At 64.5% G+C, this 21,455-nt stretch carries 20 protein-coding genes; all 20 read right to left on the bottom strand.

The annotated features are described in order from the left end of the window. Positions 1 to 4 precede the first annotated feature (4 nt). Entirely contained in the window at positions 5 to 781 is a 777-nt protein-coding gene (locus H7687_RS11390) for a glycosyltransferase family A protein (protein WP_246404796.1), read from the bottom strand. Then, a complete protein-coding gene (locus H7687_RS11395; RefSeq protein WP_183347367.1) occupies positions 778 to 1,590 on the bottom strand; it encodes an O-fucosyltransferase family protein in 813 nt (270 codons plus the stop codon). The genes H7687_RS11390 and H7687_RS11395 overlap by 4 nt, the downstream gene beginning before the upstream one ends. Continuing rightward, positions 1,591 to 2,358, bottom strand: a complete 768-nt coding sequence (locus H7687_RS11400) for a glycosyltransferase family 2 protein (protein ID WP_183347369.1) — start codon at positions 2,356 to 2,358, stop codon at positions 1,591 to 1,593. Then, a complete protein-coding gene (locus tag H7687_RS11405) occupies positions 2,355 to 3,380 on the bottom strand; it encodes a glycosyltransferase family 2 protein (protein WP_183347371.1) in 1,026 nt (341 codons plus the stop codon). The genes H7687_RS11400 and H7687_RS11405 overlap by 4 nt, the downstream gene beginning before the upstream one ends. Beyond that, positions 3,377 to 4,219 (bottom strand): decaprenyl-phosphate phosphoribosyltransferase, encoded by an 843-nt coding sequence (locus H7687_RS11410; protein WP_183347373.1) that lies wholly within the window; start codon positions 4,217 to 4,219, stop codon positions 3,377 to 3,379. The genes H7687_RS11405 and H7687_RS11410 overlap by 4 nt, the downstream gene beginning before the upstream one ends. After that, positions 4,220 to 5,953, bottom strand: coding sequence for a tetratricopeptide repeat protein (locus tag H7687_RS11415; RefSeq protein ID WP_183347375.1), 1,734 nt, complete (start codon positions 5,951 to 5,953; stop codon positions 4,220 to 4,222). Continuing rightward, a complete protein-coding gene (locus H7687_RS11420) occupies positions 5,934 to 6,797 on the bottom strand; it encodes an ABC transporter ATP-binding protein (protein WP_183347377.1) in 864 nt (287 codons plus the stop codon). The genes H7687_RS11415 and H7687_RS11420 overlap by 20 nt, the downstream gene beginning before the upstream one ends. A gap of 8 nt (positions 6,798 to 6,805) precedes the next feature. Beyond that, entirely contained in the window at positions 6,806 to 7,669 is an 864-nt protein-coding gene (locus tag H7687_RS11425) for a hypothetical protein (RefSeq protein ID WP_183347379.1), read from the bottom strand. Next, positions 7,666 to 8,460: an ABC transporter permease subunit gene (locus tag H7687_RS11430; RefSeq protein ID WP_183347381.1), complete on the bottom strand. Its 795-nt coding sequence runs from the start codon at positions 8,458 to 8,460 to the stop codon at positions 7,666 to 7,668. Before H7687_RS11430 ends, H7687_RS11425 begins: the two co-directional genes overlap by 4 nt. 141 nt (positions 8,461 to 8,601) lie before the next feature. Then, entirely contained in the window at positions 8,602 to 8,973 is a 372-nt protein-coding gene (locus H7687_RS11435) for a hypothetical protein (RefSeq protein WP_183347383.1), read from the bottom strand. Between the two features lie 31 nt (positions 8,974 to 9,004). Then, entirely contained in the window at positions 9,005 to 9,232 is a 228-nt protein-coding gene (locus tag H7687_RS22105; RefSeq protein ID WP_183347385.1) for a type IV pilin protein, read from the bottom strand. A 215-nt stretch (positions 9,233 to 9,447) separates the two neighbouring features. Beyond that, on the bottom strand, positions 9,448 to 10,824 hold the full coding sequence (locus H7687_RS11445) for a sigma-54-dependent transcriptional regulator (RefSeq protein WP_183347387.1): 1,377 nt from the start codon (positions 10,822 to 10,824) through the stop codon (positions 9,448 to 9,450). Between the two features lie 43 nt (positions 10,825 to 10,867). Next, positions 10,868 to 12,490 (bottom strand): two-component system sensor histidine kinase NtrB, encoded by a 1,623-nt coding sequence (locus H7687_RS11450; RefSeq protein WP_183347389.1) that lies wholly within the window; start codon positions 12,488 to 12,490, stop codon positions 10,868 to 10,870. A 4-nt stretch (positions 12,491 to 12,494) separates the two neighbouring features. Further along, positions 12,495 to 13,718: a type II secretion system F family protein gene (locus H7687_RS11455; protein WP_183347391.1), complete on the bottom strand. Its 1,224-nt coding sequence runs from the start codon at positions 13,716 to 13,718 to the stop codon at positions 12,495 to 12,497. 40 nt (positions 13,719 to 13,758) lie between these two features. Then, positions 13,759 to 14,862 (bottom strand): type IV pilus twitching motility protein PilT, encoded by a 1,104-nt coding sequence (locus tag H7687_RS11460; RefSeq protein ID WP_183347392.1) that lies wholly within the window; start codon positions 14,860 to 14,862, stop codon positions 13,759 to 13,761. Positions 14,863 to 14,894: 32 nt separating this feature from the next. Further along, positions 14,895 to 16,601 (bottom strand): type IV-A pilus assembly ATPase PilB, encoded by a 1,707-nt coding sequence (gene pilB / locus H7687_RS11465; protein ID WP_183347394.1) that lies wholly within the window; start codon positions 16,599 to 16,601, stop codon positions 14,895 to 14,897. Between the two features lie 72 nt (positions 16,602 to 16,673). Then, entirely contained in the window at positions 16,674 to 17,528 is an 855-nt protein-coding gene (locus H7687_RS11470; RefSeq protein WP_183347396.1) for a shikimate dehydrogenase, read from the bottom strand. Continuing rightward, entirely contained in the window at positions 17,528 to 19,384 is a 1,857-nt protein-coding gene (locus H7687_RS11475; RefSeq protein WP_183347398.1) for a glycosyltransferase family 117 protein, read from the bottom strand. Before H7687_RS11475 ends, H7687_RS11470 begins: the two co-directional genes overlap by 1 nt. Next, the gene (locus tag H7687_RS11480; RefSeq protein WP_183347399.1) at positions 19,374 to 20,402 is read right to left on the bottom strand and encodes a lysylphosphatidylglycerol synthase transmembrane domain-containing protein; all 1,029 of its coding nucleotides are present in this window, start codon (positions 20,400 to 20,402) and stop codon (positions 19,374 to 19,376) included. Before H7687_RS11480 ends, H7687_RS11475 begins: the two co-directional genes overlap by 11 nt. A gap of 66 nt (positions 20,403 to 20,468) precedes the next feature. Then, a complete protein-coding gene (locus H7687_RS11485; RefSeq protein WP_183347401.1) occupies positions 20,469 to 21,455 on the bottom strand; it encodes a bifunctional riboflavin kinase/FAD synthetase in 987 nt (328 codons plus the stop codon).

The following is a 21,455-nucleotide window of genomic DNA, read 5'->3' on the forward strand; positions in this document are numbered from 1 at the left end:
CTCGTCAGGTTCCTTTATTCGTTAAAGCGGCGTTTTCCACCAGCCCCCACAAGGCCGACGGGGAGCGCAGGTAGTCCGTCCAGTGCCGCGCCAGCATGAGCAGCATCATGGCCCCTTTCTGCCAGAGCGCCATGGAGCGGTCCCGGGAGGTGGAGCGGATCCGGTATTTCAAGAGCGGCTCGGCGATGCGCGCCACCTGCAGCGGGCTCTTGGTCAGGGCGATCCAGAAGTCCCAGTCCTCCCAGCCGTACCTGAACCCGGTGCAGTACCCCCCTGCCCTTTGCCAGTCGCTCTTTCTAAAGAGCGTGGTGGCGAAAAAGAGGTTCCGGCTCAAGAGGGTCCGGCGCGAATACCGCGGCAGGGTGAGCACGCCGGTGCGGGCGCCGAACAGTTCCGCGTCGGTGCCCACGATGGCGATGCCGGGGTCGTGCTCCAAAAGGCCCAGCGCCTTTTCCAGGAACTCGGGCGCCAGGAGGTCGTCCGCGTCCAGCGGCAGCACGTGGCTCCCCCGCGCCGCCTCTATGCCGCGGTTGCGGGCGCGGGCCACGCCGCCGCGCCCTCCCCTGATCACGCAAGTGGTCCCGGCCGCGGCGATGCGCTCCAGCGCCGCCTGCGTGCCGGCATCGTCGGAGCCGTCGTCGACCACGATGACCTCCAGCGGGGGACGGGTCTGCGCCAGAGCCGAGGCCACCGCCTCCTCCACGAAGGCTCCCATGTTGAAGCACGGGATGACGACGCTCACCGTGGCGCCCATGTCAGGCATGGTGAACACCTCGCTCACGCCCCGGCCGCCGCGGCCAGTTTCTCGATGCCGTGCACCGGGACGTTGCCGTAAAAGGAGGCCCAGGCCGAAAAGGAGCTCTGCGGCCCGTAGATCTCGTCGCACTGCGCCAGCACGTACATGTCCTCCACCGCGCTCCCCGGCGCCGGGAGGTAGTCCAAGCCGGCGAAGAGCTCCCACCGCTGCGGTTCGCTGGCGGCAACGATGAACCTGACCGGCATGTCCCGGTGTGCCTTCGCTACCTGCGCCATGACCGCTGCGTACTGCTCCGAGGTGAAGTAGTGTTTCCCGTCCTGCCACTGCCGGTAATCGCCCTGCCGGATGTGCACGCCGACCAGGTAGTGCCCCCCGCTGCGGGCGGCCGCGATGAAGGACGAGACCTTGGCGGCAATGGCTGCGGCCGGGCGGAACAGCTCCCGTATCCTCTGGTCGTGCTTCAGGACGATGTTCCAGTCGATCACCGGCCAGCCGTCGTGGATGAGCACGTTCCCCTGCCGGCACCTGCGCGCGATGTCGGCATCGACCAGCCTTACCTCGCCGGCGGCGTCCGCGTCGAGCGCGGGGAGAAACGGCGTGCCGCGGCGCAACAGCCCCAGCCGCACCATGAGCTGCAGCCCCCGGCGCAGCAGGGCCGAACAGGGAGCGGGCAGCCGCACCACCTGCGCGCCGGAGCAGTCGAAGTACTGCCGGTACTCGTCGAAGCTCAGGTCGAGCACCGTGACGCCGTGCTCCAGGGCGAAGGAGAGGTAGACCCGGAGGTAGGCAAGCCGGTTGCCGAGCTGTCCGTATTTGTGGGCCAGGACGATCATCTAGCCGTTCCTGCCGGCCACGCTCAGCCGGTTGGGGAAGAACTTCAGGGCGTAGTAGATGCCGTGCAGCAGCCTCTGCACCGGTTTGCCCTGCAGATGGTTCAAGCGCACCTGGAACTCCTCCCGGAAGGCGGCATCGGCGTTTCGCACCGAGGTGCTCTGCGGATGCAGCCTGAAACACGCCAGCGGCGTGTCGATGCGGCAGGGCGCCCCGCGTCTGCCCAGCCTGAGCCAGAGGTCGTAGTCCATGACGTAGCGCAGGGCCGTGTCGAAACCTCCCGCCGCCGCCAGCGCCTCGCGCGCCACGAAGGTGGAGGGGTGAAAGATGATGTTGCCGCGCAGGAGCCTGCGGTAGGACCAGCGCCGGGGGCGGTAGCTCCTGAGCGGGCGCCCCTCCTGGTCGATGTAGCTGATGCCGCCGGTGACCCATTCGGCGCCCGGGTGGTCCCGGAAGGCCCGGGCGACCCGGGTCAGCACGTCCGGGTCGGGGTAGAGGTCGTCGGCGTGCAGAAAGGCGATCACGTCGCCGGTGGCGAGGGCGATCCCCTTGTTCATGGCGTCGCTGATGCCCCGGTCCGGGCCGCTCACCAGGCGCAGGCGCGGGTTGTTCCGTGCCGCGGCCTCGACGATGGCCAGCGTGCCGTCGCTGGAACCGCCGTCGACCACGATCTGCTCCAGGTCGTCCCAACGCTGCGCAGCCACCGAATCCAGCTGTTGCTGGAGGTAGCGCTCGGCGTTGAGGCAGATGGTGACGATGGAGAACTTCATGGCTTCACCGCGCCGCAGTTGCCCGCGCTCAGCATGAGCCGCGCGATCATGATGCCCCGGTCCCACTTGCCGCACAAAAAGCGCAGCATAAGTTCCGCCCCCAGCACCAGGTACACGGTCGGGAGCGTGACCGGGTGGTGGCGCCGGGCAAAGAGGATCCGGTTGCGGATGTTGTAGAAATCGCAGACCGTGCTCTTTTTGGCCGGGTTGCTGCTGGTGCCGATACTCTGGCCGACCTTGTGGTAGACCACGCTCCCCGGTGCGTACCCCAGGGTGAAGCGCCCCCGGGCCCGCTCGGCCCAGTCCGCCTCCTCGAAAAAGAGGAAGTAATCCTCGCAGAGCAGGCCGACCTCGAGCAGGAACCGGCGCGAGACCAGCATGGAGGCCCCCTCGACGTAGTTCATGCGCGCCTCGGCGCGCCCCCCCGCTGCGGAGCCACCGCGGGTGAAACGGCCATGGTGCCAGGGAAGCCCGATCCAGCGGCAGTAATAGCCGCCGCCCAGGGCCTGGACCCGGTCACGGTCCTGGTAGTAGCGGATGGTCGAGCCGCACATGCCGATGCCGGGATCCGCCTCCATCCTGGCGCAGAGTTGACTGAGGGCGTCGGGTTCCACCACGGTGTCGTTGTTCAGGAGCCAGCAAAAAGAGGCGCCGCGCGCCAGGGCGTAGCGCAGGCCGACATTGTTGCCGCCGGCAAAGCCCAGGTTGGCGCCGGTATGGATCAGCGTGACCTTCGGGGACTGGCTCCGCCAGGCGCCTGTACCCCTTTCGTTGCAGGTGCCCGTCCCACCTTCCTGGTAGCCATCGCCGCCCCCCTCGGCGGCCTGGCGATCGTATTCCGCGAAGGTCACCTGCCGGGAAGCCGCCCACTCCCGGATCCGCGCCGCGGAGTCGTCACCGGAGGCGTTGTCGCAGACCGCGATATCGAAATCCGGGTAATCGAGACCAAGCAGACTGTCCAGGCATTCCAGCGTGTCCCGCCACCCGTTCCAGTTGACCAGGATGACACTGACCCGGCTCACCGGTAAACGCTCCAGATCACCACGGCCGCCCAGGCGAGGCTCACCAGGAACAGGACCCAGTCCTTCAAAAGGGAGTCGGTGGGGTCGCCGTTGGCCCCGGAGGCCACCCTGATGGTGTAGCGCAAAAGGCCGAACAGGCAGAGCGGCACGGTGTAGACCAGCCGCGGCCGCGACACGACGTACATGGTGTAGGTGACCAGCACGGCACTGCCGGTCATGTACATGGTGCCGGCCAGGAAACCCGGGGGATAGCCGGCGAGGCTGGCCCGGTGGTCACCCGCGGCATCCCCCAGCGAGAAGGACTCCCCCAGGCGCTTGCCGGTGCTGAGAAAGATGGCGAGCAGAAAGACGGTCAGGAAGAGCCAGGGCGAGATGGGGATGGCGAAGGCTTCCGCGCCGGCGTAGAGCCGGATCAGGAACCCCGCCGAGATGCAGAACAGGTCCATCAGCGCGACCGACTTGAAGATGAGGGAGTACGACAGCGTGACCCCGATGTAGGACAGGATGAGCCACCACACCCCGGCGGGGAAGCGCGAGGCGATGGCGATCCCGGCCGCGAGCAGGACCGCGCCGCAGAGGGCGGCGCCCTGGGCGCTCACCTTGCCGGAGGGGATGGGTCGGTTGCTTTTTTTGGGGTGGAAGGTGTCCCGCTCCCGGTCCAGGAGGTCGTTGAAGACATAGCCCGCGCTGGAAACCAGGCAGAAGGAGACAAAAGCCAGCCCGCCGCGCACCACGACGTCCTGCGTCAGTAGTTGCCCGGACAACACCAGGGGAAAGAAAAGCATAAGGTTTTTCAACCACTGCGTCGGGCGAAGCATGATCAGGTAGTGCGTCATCATTCACTGCTTCCTAAGTTTGCGCAGGTAGAGTTCAGTCGATTTCACGTAGTGCGCATCGGGCGGTGCGGCTCGATAGGCGCGGTTGAAATAGTCCAGGGCGCGGGCTTTGTCACCGATTTCGAGGCTCAGTTGGCCGCTGCGGTACAACCAGTAGGGATCATAACGTTTTTGGTTAAGCAAATCCAGCGTTTCCAGTATGTCCCTGGCGAGGGCGACCTTCACCGCGCCGTGCAGGGCGGGCAGTCTCCTGCCGTCCGCCCGCTGCAGCAGTTCCAGGAACTCGGCCCCGGCCTCCTTCTTCTCCTTGAAGAGCCTGAAGAACTGGCGGCGCACGCCCAGGTAATCCTCCTGGGTGAAGGCCACCGACATGAGGTTGGCCTTGATCAGCATGCGCATGGATTCGCGCTGGTTGAGCCGGTCCGCGATGGCAAAGGCCTTGGCGGCCTGGTCGAACCGTTTCTGCTGCAGGAGCACCACCCCGAGGTCGTTATAGAGCGTGCCAAAGCCGGGGGACTTGCTGATGGCGTCCTGGCAAAAGGCGATCTTGTCCCGCCACAACAGGGTGCGCTGCAGGCTCGCCACGGCGAAAAAGAGCAGGAGCGGGACCAGCACGGCGACCAGCACCGTTCGCAGCGGCTTCAGACGCTCCGTCGCGAGCGACGCGATGCCGAGGGCGAAGAAGGCCGAGGGAAGGTAGAGGTAGCGCTCCGCGATCGGGGTCCAGGCCACCTGCCTCACGGCCACCAGCACGGCCGGCAGCAGCACCAGGAGCGCCGAGGCGAACAAGGCCGCAGTCAGGCGGCGGCGCAGGAACAGCAGGGAGATGGCGGCGACGACCACCGCTCCCGCGACGGCGTAGCAGGGGTCCACCGCCGTGATGGCGAAGTTGAGCGGGAGCGGGAGCACGAGCTTCTTGAAGTAGAAGCCGCAGGCCGCCAGTGCATCCCCCACCGCCTTGCCCGCGTCCAATCCGCCCGTGGCGATGAACCGGCTCAAGCCGCTCGTGCCGCTGCGGATGGCCAGGGCGAAGATCACCAGCACCAGCGCCGGAACGGCGACGAGGCCCAGGGCGCCGGCGCGCTGGCGCACCGTGGCGCCGCCGCGCCACACCAGGGCGAGGAGCGCAGCCACCCCCCCGGCGGCCAGCGCGGTTTCCTTGGTAAGCAGGGCCGCCGAGAACAAGAGCAGCGCCGCGACCAGGTCGCGCCAGGATGGCTGCGTGAGCCAGTTGAGCCAGAACCAGCAGGCGGAGAGCACGAAGAGGGACAACAGGGGATCGGAGCGGCCGGCAAGCCAGGCCACCGCCTCGACGTTGACCGGATGCAGGGCGAAGAAGGAGGCGGCCAGCAGCGCGCCCCAAAACGGTCCCCTCCCCTCGCCGCCGCTCGGGCTCCCCTGGTCGAGCACCTTGCGCCCCAGAAGGAAAACCAGCAGGGAGTTGGCGCAGTGCAGCAACACGTTCTCCAGGTGCATGACCCGCGGTTCCATGGACCAGAAGAAATTGTCCAGCCAGAAGGTGAGTTCGAGGATGGGGCGGTAGTAATACCCCTGCCCGGGAAGCAGCGCCAGGGACAGGCGCGGCGAGGTGCCGTACAACGACACGATCCCGGGGTCGTCTACCATGTGGATGCCGGAGAGCATCGCGGGGTAGTAGACCGCCAGGATCGCGGAGAAAAGCAGGAGAACAGCCAGCTGCGCGTGACGTGCGGGTGTGTTATCGCGCCACGATCTCAAGGAAAAACGCCTCCATGTCCTTGCGGCGCGGCTCGATCTTCTCGATGGAGCGGGACTCTCCGGCGGCGTCGCGGATGAACGACTGCAGCCGGTCGGTCGTGACGAAGACCTCCTCGCGGCGGCCGTCGCCGGCGACGACGGTGACCGTGTACCCCTCGGTCCCCTGCTGCAGGATGTTCTGCACGGAGTCGACCACGAGCAGCTGCCCCTTGTTGATCACCGCGACGCGATCGCAGATCTTCTCGACGTCGTCGGTGATGTGGGTGCTGAAGAAGACGCACTTGCCACGTTTTTTCAAGTCGAGGATGATCTCCTTGACCAGGGCGCGGCCGATGGGATCGAGACCGCTCATCGGCTCGTCGAGGATGTAGATGTCCGGGTCGTGCAGCAGCACCTGGGCGAGCCCCACCCGCTGCACCATCCCCTTGCTGTAGGTGCGGATCAGGCGCTTTCTGTGCTCCCAGAGCTCGAGCAGCTTGAGCATCTCTTCGGTGCGCTGCGCCAGGAGTTCGGGCGCCATGCCGAAGGCCCTCCCCACGAACAGCAGGTACTCTTCCGCGTTGAGGTAGTCGTAGAAGGCGGGGTTTTCCGGGAGGTACCCCACGCTCCTGCGCGCCTCGGCCGAGGAGATGTCCCGCCCCTGGATGGTGGCGCTCCCCCGCGTGGGGCGGAGCAGCCCCATCAGGCACTTGATGGTGGTACTCTTGCCGGCGCCGTTGGGGCCGAGAAAGCCGAGCACTTCCCCCGGCTCGACGCAGAGGTTCAGCCCCTTGAGAGCCTCGACCGTCCGCATCTTCTTTCCCTTGAACGTCTTGGCCAGTCCACAGATCTCCAAAGCGTACATCGCAACCCTCACTTCTTTTTTGCGCCAAAGGCGAATTTGCTGGTGGTGGCGACCTTGCCGTCAGGCTCGAGGTAGAAGGTCCCGCCATAGGGATCGACCGGCGCCGGTTTCAGGTAACCCGACCGGACCAGGTCCTCGAGGGAGGCGGGCATCCCGCCCCGCTCACGCGCGAAGCGGTCCCGCGCCTTTTCGATGCGGCTCACCTCCAGGAACGCCTGCAGGCGCAACTGGTAGCTTTTGCGCACCGCGTCGTTCTTGGCGGTCTTCACCATGCCGCTCAGATAAGCGATGGCCAGATCGGTCTGACCGGACTCCTGCATGTAGCGGCTGGCGAGGCTCTTGTACAGAGGCTCTCCGCTCAGGTCGCCGGCCAAGTCGTAGTAGTGCGCCGCCTTCTTGTAATCCTTGAGGAAGTAGGCGTTGTTGAAACCGGCGAAGAAGGGCAGGAACCAGTCCCAGTTCCGGTACTTCATGCCGTAGTCGAGCAGGGCGTTGGCCACCTGGTACTGGTGCGCGTCCCAAGTGAGAATGCCCTGGGCGAAGTAGTAGGCGTCCATGTTGTAGGGGTCGAGCTGGACCGCACCGTGCAACAGGCGGGACATCCCCTGCAGGTCGCCCGGGTCCTTGAGGATGGTCCCCTTGGGCGCCTGCCCCATCAGGGTGCCGTAGTACATGAGCACCTTGAAGACCAGCGACGCGCCCGCCAGCTCCTTCTGGTCCACGCTGACCGACTTCATCACCTTGACGCTCGGGACGTAACCGAGTTTCTCCTCCATCGGCTTGTCGCGCATGTAGGCCGTGAAAGGACCGATCACCGCGGCGTAGGCGAGCAGACCGGCAACCAGTAGCGCCATGGGAACCCGAGCGCTCACTTCATCTCCCTGCGGTTGAACAGGAAGATGGAGCCTGCCAGCAGGATGGCGGTGTAGGCCAGGAAGTAGCACGCGGTAAGGGCCAGCCCGCGGGGGTTGGGCGCCACGCTGTAGATGGCGTTGATCTTCAGGTCGAAGCCGGCGAGATTGGGGATCAGGTAGTACACGGCGGTGACCACCTGCCGAAACAGCGGGGAGACGGTCTGCACGGCGGCCGCGGAATGCACGTACTCGTACACCTGCTGCGAGATGCCGCTGGCCAGGAAGGTGCAGATGGTCCCGAAAACGGGGAGAAAGAACGAGGTGCTCACGGTGGAGAGCAAAAGGGCTACCGCCACCAGCAGGATGTACTTGAGCGTCGCGTAGACCAGGGCCAGGGCAACAAAGCTCCAGACCACCGGCCGGTCCGCCGGGTAGAGGGACGAAGCCACGTTGACGGCGACGCAGGCGGCCACGCCCAGGACCACCGAGACCAGCACCAGGAACAGCGCAAGCCCCAAGAAGCGCCCCAGGATGTAGGAACTGCGGCTCAGCGGCAGGCTGAGCACGCCGAAGGTATAGCGGCGCTCGATGTCCCGCCACAGCGAGGTTCCACCCAGGAACACCGACAACAGCAGCAGGATGAAGGAAATCAGGGAAAGCGAGAGGGTCACCGAGAGCTCGGTCACCTGGCGCATGGAAAGCGAAGCTGCCGACGGGATGAAAAGAAACAGGACTGCCAGCGCCATGATTCCTTGAAAGACGCGGTCGCGGAAAACCCCTTTGAGGGTGATCCTCATCATGTTGAGCATAGGCGGTTGCACCTCTAGGTTCTCGGGTGGTACTGCGGGTGTTGCAGGGGCAGCTTTTCACTCTTAAGACGTTGCGGAGTGAAAATAAAAAAAACGAGATGCCGAAACATCTCGTTTTTCGGTTTGCAGTGCAAGAGACAATTACATTGCGGTCCAGCTGGAGAACGCGCCGGAGTCGGCGGTGGTCGGAGCCGCGTCGAGTGCGCCGGTGGAGGTCTCCTGCTTGTAGATCGCGGTAGCGTCGAAGGCGGTACCGTACTTGGTGTTGCCGGAGGTGTGCTTGGTGTCCAGCGCGTAGGTGGTGGTGGTGTACCTTACGCCGACCTTGACGCTCTTGGAGAGCTTGCCGATCAGGGTGCCGGAAGCGCTGGCAGCGTCGGTAGCGTCAACGCCGCCGTAGATGGTGGCGGACTCGTGGGAAATACCGCCGGTGTTCAGGGCAGCGTTGGCAGCAAAAGCCATGCTGGAGGAAACCATTATGAGGCAAGCAGAAAGTGCGATGATTTTCTTCATAGTCATATCTCCTTTAGATCAGTCAGTTCGATTAGTATCTCTCGTCCATGCCGCCCGGGTAAGACTGACGGTCAGCCATGTAGGCTTCCATGCCGGTCTTCAGGTTCTTCAGGTCGCTGTTGGCGGCGCTGTTGTAGGCCTTGGCACGGTACGCGGAGAACTGCGGGATGGCGATGGCGGCGAGGATGCCGATGATCGCGACGACGATCAAGAGCTCGATCAGGGTGAAGCCTTTGTTGCTTCTGATTTTGTTTAACATCTGTTTCTCCTTTTCGTTGGTGGATTGCCGAATTGAAGATCTGGTTAGATCATCGGTACCGCAAGACGAATGCTATAGAGCAACATGTGGGCCAAAGTAACGAAACAGACATAAGCAGATTAAATACAACAGTTTTCAGACAGGAGGGCTCTTCTGAGACAGAAACCAAAAACGTCACTGCGACAATTTAGGCAACCTGGAAGTGACGTTTTTTGTCAGTCAGCCTCGTCCATGCCGAATTTGGCCAGACGGTAGCGGAAGGAACGGAAGGTCATCCCCAGGAGCGCCGCCGCCCGCTTCTTGACCCCGCCGCTCTTGTCCAGGGCCTGCACCAGGAGCTTCTGTTCCAGGGTGTCCAGGTACGCCTGCAGGTCGATCCCCTCCTCCGGGATCTCCAGTTCCCCCGCGGGGGCCGCGGTGACGCGATGGTCGCGCACCGAGGGAGGGAGGCAGTCGAGCACGATCACCCGGCTCCCCAGCACGACGCAGCGCTCCACCAGGTTCTCGAGTTCCCTCACGTTGCCCGGGAAGGGGTAGTTGAACAGCGCGCGCAGGGCTTCGGGGGTGATGATGTCGCCGGAGCCGGACCAGAGCGAGTACTTCTTGTAAAAGTGCTCGACCAGCGCCGGGATGTCGTCGGCGCGCTCCCTGAGCGACGGCATGCGGATCTGCACCACGTTGAGGCGGTAGAACAGGTCCTCGCGGAAGGACCCCTCGCGCACCTGCTCCTCGAGGTTGCGGTTGGAGGCGGCCACGATGCGCACGTCGGCCTTGAGGGAAGTCCCTCCCCCCACCCTGCGGAACTCGCGCTCCTGCAGCACCCGCAAGAGCTTGGCCTGCAGTTGCAGGGGCACCTCGCCGATCTCGTCGAGGAACAGGGTGCCGCCTTCGGCCTGCTCGAAGAGGCCGGAACGGTCGGCGATGGCGCCGGTGAAGGAGCCCCTGGTGTGACCGAAGAGTTCGCTCTCGATGAGGGTCTCGGGGATGGCGCCGCAGTTCACCGCGAGGAAGGAGGCGTTCCTGCGCGGGGAGTTGTAATGAATGGCCCGGGCGGCCAGTTCCTTGCCGGTGCCGCTTTCCCCGGTGATGAGCACGTTGGCCATGCTGTCGGCGACCTTCTCGATCAGCTCGTAGACCTCGCGCATCTGCTTGCTTTTGCCGATCAGGCCGCTGAAGCTGAAGCGCTCCTGCACCTCGGCCTTGAGTCGCTTGTTTTCCTGCACCAGGCTCTGCTTCTCGAGCGCCTTACGCACCAGCACCTTCACCTCTTCCACCTTGAAGGGCTTGCCGATGTAGTCGTAGGCGCCCAGTTTCATGGCCTCGACCGCCTGCTCGGCGGTGGTGAAGGCGGTTATCAGCAACACCGCGGTGTCGGGGGCCTGCGCCTTGATCCGGGAGAGCAGGTCGATGCCGCTCAGCCCGGGCATGCTGACGTCGGAGATCACCATGTCGTAGTGCTGCTGTCCCAGGCAGGCAAGGGCGGTCTCGGCGCTGTCGGCCTGGTCCACCCGGTGCCCCTCGCCGTCGAGGAGGATGCCCAGGAACTCCCGCATGCTCAGTTCGTCATCGACAACCAAAATTCTGGCAGCCATCTATAACTCCTTGGATTGTTTCTACCTTAACCTCAACCTGCCTTTACGCCGGCAGGTGCAGGGTGACCGTGGTCCCCTTGCCCAGGGTGCTGTTGATCGACATCCTGCCGCCGTTGGTCTCCACGATGCGGTAGACGGTGGCGAGCCCGAGCCCGGTGCCCCCCTTCTTGGTGGTGAAGAACGGCTCGAAGACCTGCTTGACGTCCTCCTGACTCATGCCCGACCCGTTGTCGCGGATGCGGATGCGCACCTCCTGGCGGCCGTCGCTGGTGACCAGGGCGCCGTCTATGCCGATGCTGCCGGGGCCGGGCATGGCTTCAGCGGCATTGACCAGGAGGTTCCAGAACACCTGGGAACACTGGTCCTTGTCGAACTGCACCACCAGGTCGCCGGGGAGCCCGTTGTCGACCTCCACCCCCTCCATCCGGGGATCGGTGGCCAGCAGCGCACAGAGGTCGGTGATCACCTTGTGCAGGTTCAGGGCGACCTTGCTGGGCTGGTTGGGCTTGGCGTAGAGCAGGAAATCGCGCAGCAGCCCGTCCAGGCGGTCGGTTTCCCTGATGATGATGGAAAAAAGGCGCTCGTCCTTCTCGTCCACCCAGGGCCTCAGGGCGACCAACTGCACCGAGCCGCTGATGGCGGCCAGGGGGTTGCGGATCTCGTGCGCCATGCGCGCCGAGAGCTCCCCGAGGGCGGCCAGGCGGTCGGCCCGTTTCAGGTCCGCTGCCATGCGCTTGATCTCGGTCAGGTCATGCAGGTCGATGATGGCCCCGACCGTCTCGCCGTGCTTGCCCAGCAGCGGGACCGACTTGTAGGAGAGCAGCAACTCCCTGCCGTCGCGCCCACGGTGCTGGAACTCCCCCTGCCCCGACTCGAGGCAGGTAGGCCCGAAGCAGGCGCACCCGGGCAGAATCTCCGCCAGGGGGCGGTCGTAGGCCTCCTGCTGCGAAACGCCGGTCAGCAGTTCGGCGTAGCGGTTGAAGACCCGGATCCGGCCCGACGCGTTGATGGTCAACAGCCCGCTGTCGATGGTGGACACGATGCAGGAGTTGAGGCGCTCCAGCTCCTCGTAGTCGATCACCTTTTCCTGCAGGGCGCTCTCGGAGACCCGGGCCCGCTCGGCCAGGTGACCGGCCAGGAACGCGGTCAGGAAGAAGGCGGCGCAGTGGAGAAAGATCAGGTAGAAGAGGTACTCCGCCCCCCACTGCTGCGCCGGGTAGGCGGTGAGCCCCAGGGGGGCCAGCTTGCCGTAGTACTGGAAGTCCAGGATGGCGCCGTAGAGGATGACGCACAGCGAGGCGGTGTAGTAGGCCTGGGAGCGGGCCAAGAGCACGCTGGCGCTGATGATGGTGAGGAAGTAGAGAAAGGCGTAGTGGGACGTCACCCCGCCGGAGACCAGGATCAGCACCGTGACCAGGATCAGGTCCCAGACGATCTGCAGATGGGTCAGGGTGCGGACCGTGAGCGCCGTCGCCTTGCGCAGCACCCAAAGGGAAAGCAGCGAGAAAAGGTAAGTGGCGCCGATCAACCGGAGCAGTACTCTCCCGGCGACCTCGCCACTTACGTCGTAGGTGTGAACGTCAAGGTAAACGGTGGTGACCAGGAACACGGACACCACCAGCAGTCTTAGCAGTATGAACCAGAAGACTTTTTTCTTTTCAATCATCCACTTAACCGCCGACTGTGCCTGCCAGCTTGAAGATCGGCAGATACATGGCGATAACCAGGCCACCGACCGTGGTGCCCAGGAACACCATGAGCAACGGCTCCATCATCGAGGTGAGCGCACCGACGGCGTCGTCGACCTCGTCGTCGTAGAAATCGGCGATCTTGTTGAGCATGGCGTCCATGGCGCCGGTCGCCTCGCCGACGGAGATCATCTGCACCACCATGGGGGGGAAGACGCCGCTTTCCGCGAGCGGTTCCGCGATGGTCTTGCCCTCGGAGATGGACTGGCGCACGTTGTAGATCGCCTCTTCCACGATCTTGTTGCCGGCGGTCTTGGCGACGATCTCGAGGCCGTCCATGATCGGGACGCCGGAGCTGATCATGGTGCCCAGGGTACGGGTGAACTTGGCGACGGAGACCTTGCGGACCAGGGGACCGATGACCGGTGCCTTGAGCGCCAGGGCATCGATCATCTTCCTGCCGGCGGGGGTCTGGTAGTACTTGCCGATGGCGTACTTGATGCCGAACATGGCGGCGATGATCACCACGATGTACTTGACCAGGAAGTTGGACAGGGCGATGACGAACTTGGTCGGCGCCGGCAGCTCGCCGCCGAAGTCGGCGAACATCTTGGCGAAGGTCGGTATGACGAAGACCAGGATGACGCCCACCACGATGACCGCGATGGACATGATGGTCATCGGGTAGACCATGGCGCCCTTGACCTGCTTCTTGAGCTTCATGGCCTTTTCGATGTAGGCCGCAAGGCGCGCCAGGATGGTGTCGAGGATACCGCCCACCTCACCCGCGGCCACCAGGTTGACGTAGAGCTGGTCGAAGGCCTTGGGGTGCTTGGCGAGCGCGTCGGCGAAGGTGGAGCCGCTCTCCACGCTCTCCTTGACCCTCACCAGGATATCCTTGAAGGTCTTGTTTTCCTGCTGGCTGGAGAGGATGTCCAGACACTGCACCAGCGGCAGGCCGGAATCGATCATGGTGGCGAACTGGCGGGTGAAGACGACCAGGTCCTTGGTCTCGATCTTCTTGGGACCGCCCATTCCCGGGATCTTGAGCTCCATGGAAAAGCCCTTGCCCTGCTCCCGGACCGTGATGCCGTTGAAACCGTATTTCTTGAGCTGCGCCTCCACCATGGCGGCGCTGGCGGCTTCCATGACGCCCTTTTGGACGCTCCCCGCCTTGCTCCTTGCTTCCCAATCGAACTTTGCCATCTAGGTACTCCTTTCCCGGCAACACCGGGACTGGCTGATGCTATCTTTGCGGCGGGCGCCGGATCTGCGCCGCGCCCGAGCCCCCCGGGGCCAGCATCTGCTTCAGCTCGTCCGGTTCGGAGGAGCGGCCCAGGGCATCGTCCACGGTGATGAGGCGCCGCGACAGAAGCCCCATCAGACACTGGTTCATGGTCTGCATGCCGAACTTCTCCTGTCCGACCTGCATCTGCGAGTAGATCTGGTGCACCTTGTCTTCACGGATCAGGTTCCTGATCGCCGGGTTGGGAACCATGACCTCGAGCGCCAGGGCACGTCCCGGCCCGGTCGCCCTCGGTATCAGGGTCTGGGACATGACCCCTTCCAGCACGAAGGAGAGCTGGGTCCTCACCTGGGTCTGCTGGTAGGGAGGGAAGACGTCGATGATCCTGTTGATGGTCTGGGCGCAGGAGTTGGTGTGCAGCGTGGCGAAGCAGAGGTGGCCGGTCTCGGCGAGAGTCAGCGCCGCCTCGATGGTCTCCAGGTCGCGCAACTCGCCGATCAGGACCACGTCCGGGTCCTGGCGCAGCACGTACTTCAGGGCGTGCTTGAAGCTCTTGGTGTCGGCGCCGACTTCGCGCTGGTTCACGATGCACCCCTTGTGCGGGTGCAGGTACTCGATCGGGTCCTCCACGGTCACGATGTGGTCGTGGCGGTTGATGTTGATGTGGTCGATCATGGAGGCGAGCGTGGTCGACTTGCCGGAGCCGGTAGGCCCGGTGACCAGGATCAGGCCGCGCGGCTTGTCGCACAGGGCCCTGGCGACCGGGGGAAGCCCCAGTTCCTCGAAGGTGAGGATCTTGTAGGGGATCACCCTGAAGACGCCGGCGACCGCGCCGCGCTGCACGAAGATGTTCCCCCTGAAACGCGACAGCCCCTTCACGCCGAAGGAGAGGTCCAGCTCGTTTTCCTCTTCGAACCTGTGCTTCTGCGCATCGGTCAGGATGCTGTAGCAGAGCTGCTTGGTCTCGATGGCGGTGAGCGGCGGGACGTCCATCGGGGTGAGTCTACCGTCGATGCGGATCTGCGGCGAGGTATTGGTGGTGATGTGGAGGTCGGAGCCGCCCCTCTCCACCAGTTCCTTGAGCATTTGATGAAAGTTGATCATGAATACCTCGTCTCCGTTACCCTTTGGTGGCGTCAGTCATCGGCCACCGTGACTCTCAGAACTTCCTCGAATGACGTGACCCCTTCCATGAGCTTGGTGAGGCCGGACTGGCGCATGGTCTTCACCCCGAGGCGCATGGACTCGCGCTTGATCTCGGCGGTGTTGGCGCCGTTCAGGATCAGTTCGCGGATCGGCTCCAGCATCGGCATGACCTGGTAGAAGCCCACCCTCCCCTTGTAGCCGGTGCCGTTGCACTTGGCGCAGCCGGTGCCGCGGTAGCAGACCACGGACGGGGCCTGGTCGGCCGGGACGCCGGCGTCAATCAGGGCCTGCACCGGCACCTCCTCGACCACCTTGCACTCGCCGCAGACGCGGCGCGCCAGGCGCTGCGCCGTGATCAGGTTCACCGCGGAGGCGACCAGGAACGGCTCGATGCCCATGTTGAGCAGACGGTTGATGGTGGAGGGGGCGTCGTTGGTGTGCAGGGTCGACAGCACCAGGTGGCCGGTCAAGGCCGCCTTGACACCGATCTCCGCGGTCTCGAAGTCACGGATCTCGCCGATCATGATCACGTCCGGGTCCTGGCGCAGGAAGGCGCGCAGCGCGGCGGCGAAGTTCAGGCCGATGTCCTCGTGCATCTGCACCTGGTTGATGCCGGCGAAGTTGAACTCGACCGGGTCCTCGGCGGTGGAGATGTTCTCGGTCACCTTGTTCAGCTCGGAGAGCGCGGAGTACAGCGAAACGGTCTTGCCGCTACCGGTAGGACCGGTTACCAGCACCATGCCGAAGGGCTTGTGGATCTCCCTCTGGAAGTGCGCCAGCGCCTCGGGCTCGTAGCCCAGCTTGGTCATGTCCAGCTGCAGGTTGCTCTTGTCCAGGAGACGCAGAACGATCTTTTCGCCGAACAGGGTGGGGAGCACCGAGACACGGAAGTCCATGTCCTTGCCGCCCCCCAGCTTGATCTTGATGCGGCCGTCCTGGGGCAGGCGCCGCTCGGCGATGTCCAGTTCGCTCATGATCTTGATGCGGGAGGTGATGGCGTTTTTCAGCTTCAGGGGGGGCTTCATCACCTCGTAGAGCACGCCGTCGATGCGGTAGCGCACCCGGAAGTACTTCTCGTAAGGCTCGATATGGATATCGGACGCCTTCTTCTTGATGGCGTCGGTGAGGATGAGGTTCACCAGCTTGACGACCGGGGCGTCCTCGGTGGCGCGCTCCAGGGAGCCGACGTCGATGTCCTCTTCGTCCCCGATGACTTCCAGGTCCTCCATCTCCAGGTCGCTCATCACGTCGGCCAGGGAGGCGCTCTGGTCGTAGAACCTGTCGATGGCCGCCTTGATCGAGCTCTCGGCAACGACGACAACTTCGACGTTATAGCCGGTCATGAACTTGATGTCGTCGATGGCGAAGATGTTGCTCGGGTCGCTCATGGCGATGATGAGCGTGGAGCCGGCCCGGTTCACCGGAACGATCTGGTACTTGTGAGCGATCTCGGCGGGGATGATCTTGACCACGGCGGCATCAACCTCGTAGTCGGCGAGATTGATAGTGGGAACACCGTACTGCTTGGAGAGAAACGAGGTGAGATCTGCCTCGTTGATCAGCCCATCCCTGACCAGAATGGAGCCCAGACGCAGTTGGCCGCCCGCAGCTTTCTGTTCCGCGAGCGCCTGCTTCAGCTGTTCCTTGGTGATCAGGTTGTTTGTGACCAGCAGTTCACCCAGTCTGCTTACGTGCATAGCTACCTCAGGGGTTAAATATCCTGTGAATGGTATTTTGTAATCGCTTTAATGTCAAGGAATAGCTGCAGGTTACAGAACCGCTGCCAGCGCCCCTTCCATGCACCCCCCGGGCGGGGTTACCCCGGTCCAGATCCGGAACGCCGCCTCGCCCTGGGCGACCAGCATGGCGAAGCCGTTGGCGCAGGGGATGCCAAGCGCCCGGGCCTGGGCCAGAAGCGGCGTGACCGGGGGCGCGTACACCATGTCGTACAGGCATCCCCCCGGCTTCAGGGAGGAGAGCGCGAGCCCCGGGAAAGAGTCGCCGGCCATCCCCACCGAGGTGGTGTTGACCACCAGGTCGAAGCCCGCCATGAGGCCGGCATCGGAGAGGCAGTCCAGCCCGCGGGTGACGAAGCGGGTCTGGGGCAGCCGCGCGGCAACCAGTTGCGCCAGCGCCGCGGCTGAATCCTGCGAGCGGTTGGCGATGGTGACCCCGGCGGCCCCGGCCAGGGCCAGCGAGACCACGGCGCTGCGGGCCGCTCCCCCGGCACCGAGCACCAGGATGTTCTTCCCGGCCGGATCGAAAGAGAGTTTGTCGCGCACGGCGGCGATGAGGCCGATGCCGTCGGTGTTGTAGCCGGTGAGCTTCCCTTCCCGCGCCACCACGGTGTTGACCGCGCCGATCAGTTCGGCCTCCGGGGTCACCTGGTCCAAAAGCGGGATGATGGCCACCTTGTGGGGAATGGTGACGCTGAAACCGGCCACGCCGACCGACTTGAGCCCCGCGATCCCCTCGGCCAGGCGCTCCGGCGCCACCGGGAAGGGAACGTAGATCCAGTCCAGGCCCAGCGCCTGGAAGGCGGCGTTGTGCAGTACCGGCGACAGCGAATGGGACACCGGCCAGCCGATGATCCCGGTTACCGTGGTCTTCCCGGTGATGGCCATCACTGCACCCCGCTCGCCTTCAGGATGGCGTCGATCTGCGGCTTGTTTTCCGGCGAGATGGCCGCCGCGATCTGCAGGTCGCGCACCGCCGCCTCCTTCTGCCCCATGCGCAGCCGGGTCTGGCCGGACTCGATCAGGGCCGCGGCGTAGATCAGGATCGCCTTGCCGGTGTCGAGGTCGCGGAAGAACATGTCGTGGTCACCCAGCACGCCGCGCAGCGAGTAGATGGGCCAGCTGTCCAGGTCGGGCGGGGACTGCGGCACCGCAGGGTTGTCCAGCCGGAAGGTGATGCCGCGCTGGTGCAGCACGAAATTCTTGAAGTCGATCGAGTACTTGGTGGAGAAGTCCACGAAGACCGGGCGGCGGTTGTACTGCTCGGAGACCGAGGTGAGCAGCGTGTTGTCCGGCGAGCGGTAATCCATGGGGAGCTTGTACAGCTGGCTCCCCTTGAACATGCGGGGCATGCTGTCCAGGTACCAGTCGAACACCAGGTGCGGGGTATGCGGCAGGTCGAGGTCTTCGCGCATCCGCTCCACCCCCTGCAGGTACCACAGCGGGAAGGCGCCGGAATCGCCCCAGGTGTACATCACCGCGTTCTGCGGCAGCGAGCGGAGCGTGTTGCTGGCGTAGTCGAAGGCGATGTAGTTCTCGTGCTGGTCGTTCTCCACGAAGTTGCGGGCGAAGATGTTCACCGGGAGCATGAACAGCAGCACCAGCAGCGCCAGGCGCAGCGGCGCCGAGTCGGGCAGGCGCTGGGCCGCCTCCTTGAGCAGGGTGAAGAGCCCGACGCCGATGAAGACGGCGGAGAGGCAGTAGAGCGGGGTGAAGAACTCCTCGGTAAGGAAGATCAGCTCGCCCGGGGTGTTGAAGTAGCCGACGATCACCGCCAGGAACGAGCCCAGCGCGATCAGGTAGCCCAGCACCAGTTCACGCTTCTTGAAGCAGAGGTAACCAAGGCCGATGATCAAGAGCGCCATCCCCACCACGGTGAACTCGTAAGGGACGTTGAAGGCGTTCAGCTGCGACCAGAGCAGGTTCAGGTCGCGGTTGGGCTTCTCGGTCGGGTACCCCTTGCGCAGTATGTTCCAGAGGAACTGTTCCAGGTTTTTCGAGTCGCCCCAGTTGAGCACCGGGTGCTGGAAGGCGCGCACCACCAGGTGCAGGTGGATGCCGAAGCCGAGCACGCCGAAGGCGAAGGCGATGAAGAACTCCTTGAAGCGCAGGATGACGCGGTGATCCGCGGACCAGAGCAGGAAGGCGTAGGTCGGGATCATGAGCACCATGATCTGGTGCGCGCCGGCGCCGAGGCCGCAGAGAAAGGCGCCCAGGTAGACGTAGGCGGGGCGCTCGTCGCCGGAGAGGAAGCTCTCCCGCCACAAAAGCATCAGGTAGAAGACCACCGCGCAGATGAAGGCCAGCAGCGGATAGGGCTTGTCGTGGTTGGACTGCAGCCAGAGCCTCGCGGTGCAGGCGAAGGTGACGGCGGCGGCCAGGGCGGAGAGCTTCACCGGCAGCCCGCGGAAGCGCCCCTGCCAGGAGGTCTCTTCCCCTTCCAGGAACTTCACCGTCAACAGGTAGACGCCGTAGCAGGCAAGGGCCGCCGAAACCGCGGTGGCGAAGTTGACCCTTAAGGCGATGCTGCCGATGGGGAGGAAGGTGAAGGGCTTGGCGTAGTTGATGAACAGCGGATACCCCGGGGAGTGCGCCACGCCCAGGGACGCGATGGCGGTCAGGAACTCGCCGCTGTCGAAGAAGGTCACCGTGGGGGCCAGTGTCAAAAGGTAGATGAACAAGGGGATGCTGAAGGCCAGGATGGCGAAGTGGTCCAGCCTGCCGAGGATTCCGTTATTGTTCACGCAGTTGCTCCTGAGAGGTATTTTCGCTGATGTTCCTGATGGAAAGCTTGTCCCGCCACAGGCAGCCCAGCCCGGCGACGGTGACCGGGAAAAAGCCCATGGCGTGGATGACGATGGCAATGCTCAGGGCCCTTTCGCTGCCGATCTCGAAGGCGGACAGGGCGGTGACGCAGGCCAGGTGATGGGTCCCGATGAACCCGGGAGAAGCCGGCACCATGACCGCAAAGACCAGGAAGACCATGATGAACATGGCCGCGGTCGGCGGCAGGTGCACGCCGAAGGCGCGCAGCATCAGGTCCACGGGCCAGATGGCGGTGGCCCAGACCAGGAGCGAGCTGACCAGGATGCCCATGATGCTGCCGGCATCGCCCGGGAAGCGGATGCCCGAGATGAACGAGCGCAGCATGCCGTCGATCTTCTCGCCCAGGTGCGGGGCCAGCGGGCGCACCAGGCGCGCCACCAGGGAAAGTGTGAACCCGGTGTGCCGCCTAAGCAGGAACAAGAAGGCGAGCACGCCGACATAGAGCGCGAAGGTGACGTAGCCGCCGGTCACCATGGCGTGCTCGACACCTTCCATCCCGGCAGGCAGCCTGATGGTGAAGAAGGTGACCAGGAGCACCAGGAGGATGGTGAAGCCGTCGCAAAGCCGGTCCAGGACCAGCGATGCGAAGACGGCGCTGGTGCCGATCCCCTCCTTGCTCCCCAGCGAGTAGGCACGCACCAGTTCCCCCAGCCGGGCCGGCAGCAGGTTGTTGGCCATGTAGCCGATCAGTGTGGAAGGGAAAAGGTTGCCCAGGCTGGTCTTCTTGATGGGCAAGAGCAGGAACTTCCAGCGCACCGCGCGCAGGTAGTAGCTGGCGAAGGTAAGCACGAGCGCCGGCGCCAGGTAGCGGTAGTCCAGCCCGGCGAACGCCTCGGCCATCTTGTGGAAGTCGATCTTCCGGAACAGCAGAAGGAGACAGACGGCGCTGATGACGAGGCCGAGCAAGAGCTTTTTATCGAGTTTTCGTGTGAACAATCCGGCTCCTGTCTTGGCATGGGGACTGGCTCCGCCAGGTGCCTGTCCCCTTTAGCGTTGTCCCCTTCAGCGCTTGGTGGGCCGGGCGACGCAGTCCCAGTCGCCGCCGCTCTCCGAGGCGACCGGCCGGGCCTCCCGGAGGATGTCGCGGCAGCGCTCCACGTCGGCCGCGATGGCACTTTTCAGTTCGTCCAGGCTCGCGAACCTCTTCTCCCCGCGCAGCCGCTCGATGAAGAAGAGCGTGATCTCGCGGCCGTACAGGTCCTCCTCGAAGTCGAGCAGGAACACCTCGATGGAGAGGCGGTCGTTGCCGAAGGTGGGGTTCGGGCCGATGTTGCAGGCGCCGTCCAGGAGCCGGTCGCCCAGGCAGACCTTGACCGCGTAGACCCCGACCGACGGGATCAGGTCCTTGTCGGTGTCGATGTTGGCGGTGGGAAAGCCGAGCCCCCGTCCCCGCTCGTGGCCGTGCACCACGGTGCCGGTGATGGAGAAGTGCCGCCCCAGAAGCTGCGCCGCGGCGGCGACGTCGCCGGCGCTCACCAGCCTGCGCACGGCGGTGGAGCTGTAGACCGTGGCGCCGTCGGAGATGGGCTGCAGCTCCTCTACGCTGTAGCCGTAGCGCGTGCCCAGTTCCCGCAACAGCCCCACGTCCCCTTCCCTGCCGCGCCCGAAGGCGTAGTCGTAGCCGATCACCAGCCGCTCCGTCCCGATCGCCTCGACCAGGACCCGCTGCACGAATTCGGCCGCGGGCAAGGCGGCAAAGGTCTCATCGAACGGAATCTCAAGGAGATAGTCGATGCCGGAGCCCTCGATGAGGGATTCCTTCTCCTGGCTGGTGGTGATCAGCCGCACCTCCTTGTGGGCCGCCACCACCTTGAGAGGATGCGGCACGAAGGTGATCACCACGGAAACGCCGTCGAGCTCGCGGGCGAGATCCCTCACTGTGCGGAAGATCTCGCGGTGCCCCAGGTGTACGCCGTCGAAGTTGCCGATGGTGACTACCGGGCGGCGCAGTTTGCCCTTGATGTCCGAGACGCTTCTGAAAATGACCAT

Source organism: Geomonas paludis (genome assembly GCF_014193585.1).
Taxonomy (GTDB): Bacteria; Desulfobacterota; Desulfuromonadia; order Geobacterales; family Geobacteraceae; genus Geomonas; species Geomonas paludis.

Excerpts from the sequence above, each read along its gene's own strand:
- H7687_RS11430 (WP_183347381.1), bottom strand. The coding sequence starts at position 8,460 with ATGCTCAACATGATGAGGATCACCCTCAAAGGGGTTTTCCGCGACCGC.
- H7687_RS22105 (WP_183347385.1), bottom strand. The coding sequence starts at position 9,232 with ATGTTAAACAAAATCAGAAGCAACAAAGGCTTCACCCTGATCGAGCTC.
- H7687_RS11435 (WP_183347383.1), bottom strand. The coding sequence starts at position 8,973 with ATGAAGAAAATCATCGCACTTTCTGCTTGCCTCATAATGGTTTCCTCC.
- H7687_RS11395 (WP_183347367.1), bottom strand. The coding sequence starts at position 1,590 with ATGATCGTCCTGGCCCACAAATACGGACAGCTCGGCAACCGGCTTGCC.
- H7687_RS11460 (WP_183347392.1), bottom strand. The coding sequence starts at position 14,862 with ATGATCAACTTTCATCAAATGCTCAAGGAACTGGTGGAGAGGGGCGGC.
- pilB (WP_183347394.1), bottom strand. The coding sequence starts at position 16,601 with ATGCACGTAAGCAGACTGGGTGAACTGCTGGTCACAAACAACCTGATC.
- H7687_RS11445 (WP_183347387.1), bottom strand. The coding sequence starts at position 10,824 with ATGGCTGCCAGAATTTTGGTTGTCGATGACGAACTGAGCATGCGGGAG.
- H7687_RS11410 (WP_183347373.1), bottom strand. The coding sequence starts at position 4,219 with ATGATGACGCACTACCTGATCATGCTTCGCCCGACGCAGTGGTTGAAA.
- H7687_RS11470 (WP_183347396.1), bottom strand. The coding sequence starts at position 17,528 with ATGGCCATCACCGGGAAGACCACGGTAACCGGGATCATCGGCTGGCCG.
- H7687_RS11455 (WP_183347391.1), bottom strand. The coding sequence starts at position 13,718 with ATGGCAAAGTTCGATTGGGAAGCAAGGAGCAAGGCGGGGAGCGTCCAA.
- H7687_RS11420 (WP_183347377.1), bottom strand. The coding sequence starts at position 6,797 with ATGTACGCTTTGGAGATCTGTGGACTGGCCAAGACGTTCAAGGGAAAG.
- H7687_RS11400 (WP_183347369.1), bottom strand. The coding sequence starts at position 2,358 with ATGAAGTTCTCCATCGTCACCATCTGCCTCAACGCCGAGCGCTACCTC.
- H7687_RS11450 (WP_183347389.1), bottom strand. The coding sequence starts at position 12,490 with ATGATTGAAAAGAAAAAAGTCTTCTGGTTCATACTGCTAAGACTGCTG.
- H7687_RS11485 (WP_183347401.1), bottom strand. The coding sequence starts at position 21,455 with ATGGTCATTTTCAGAAGCGTCTCGGACATCAAGGGCAAACTGCGCCGC.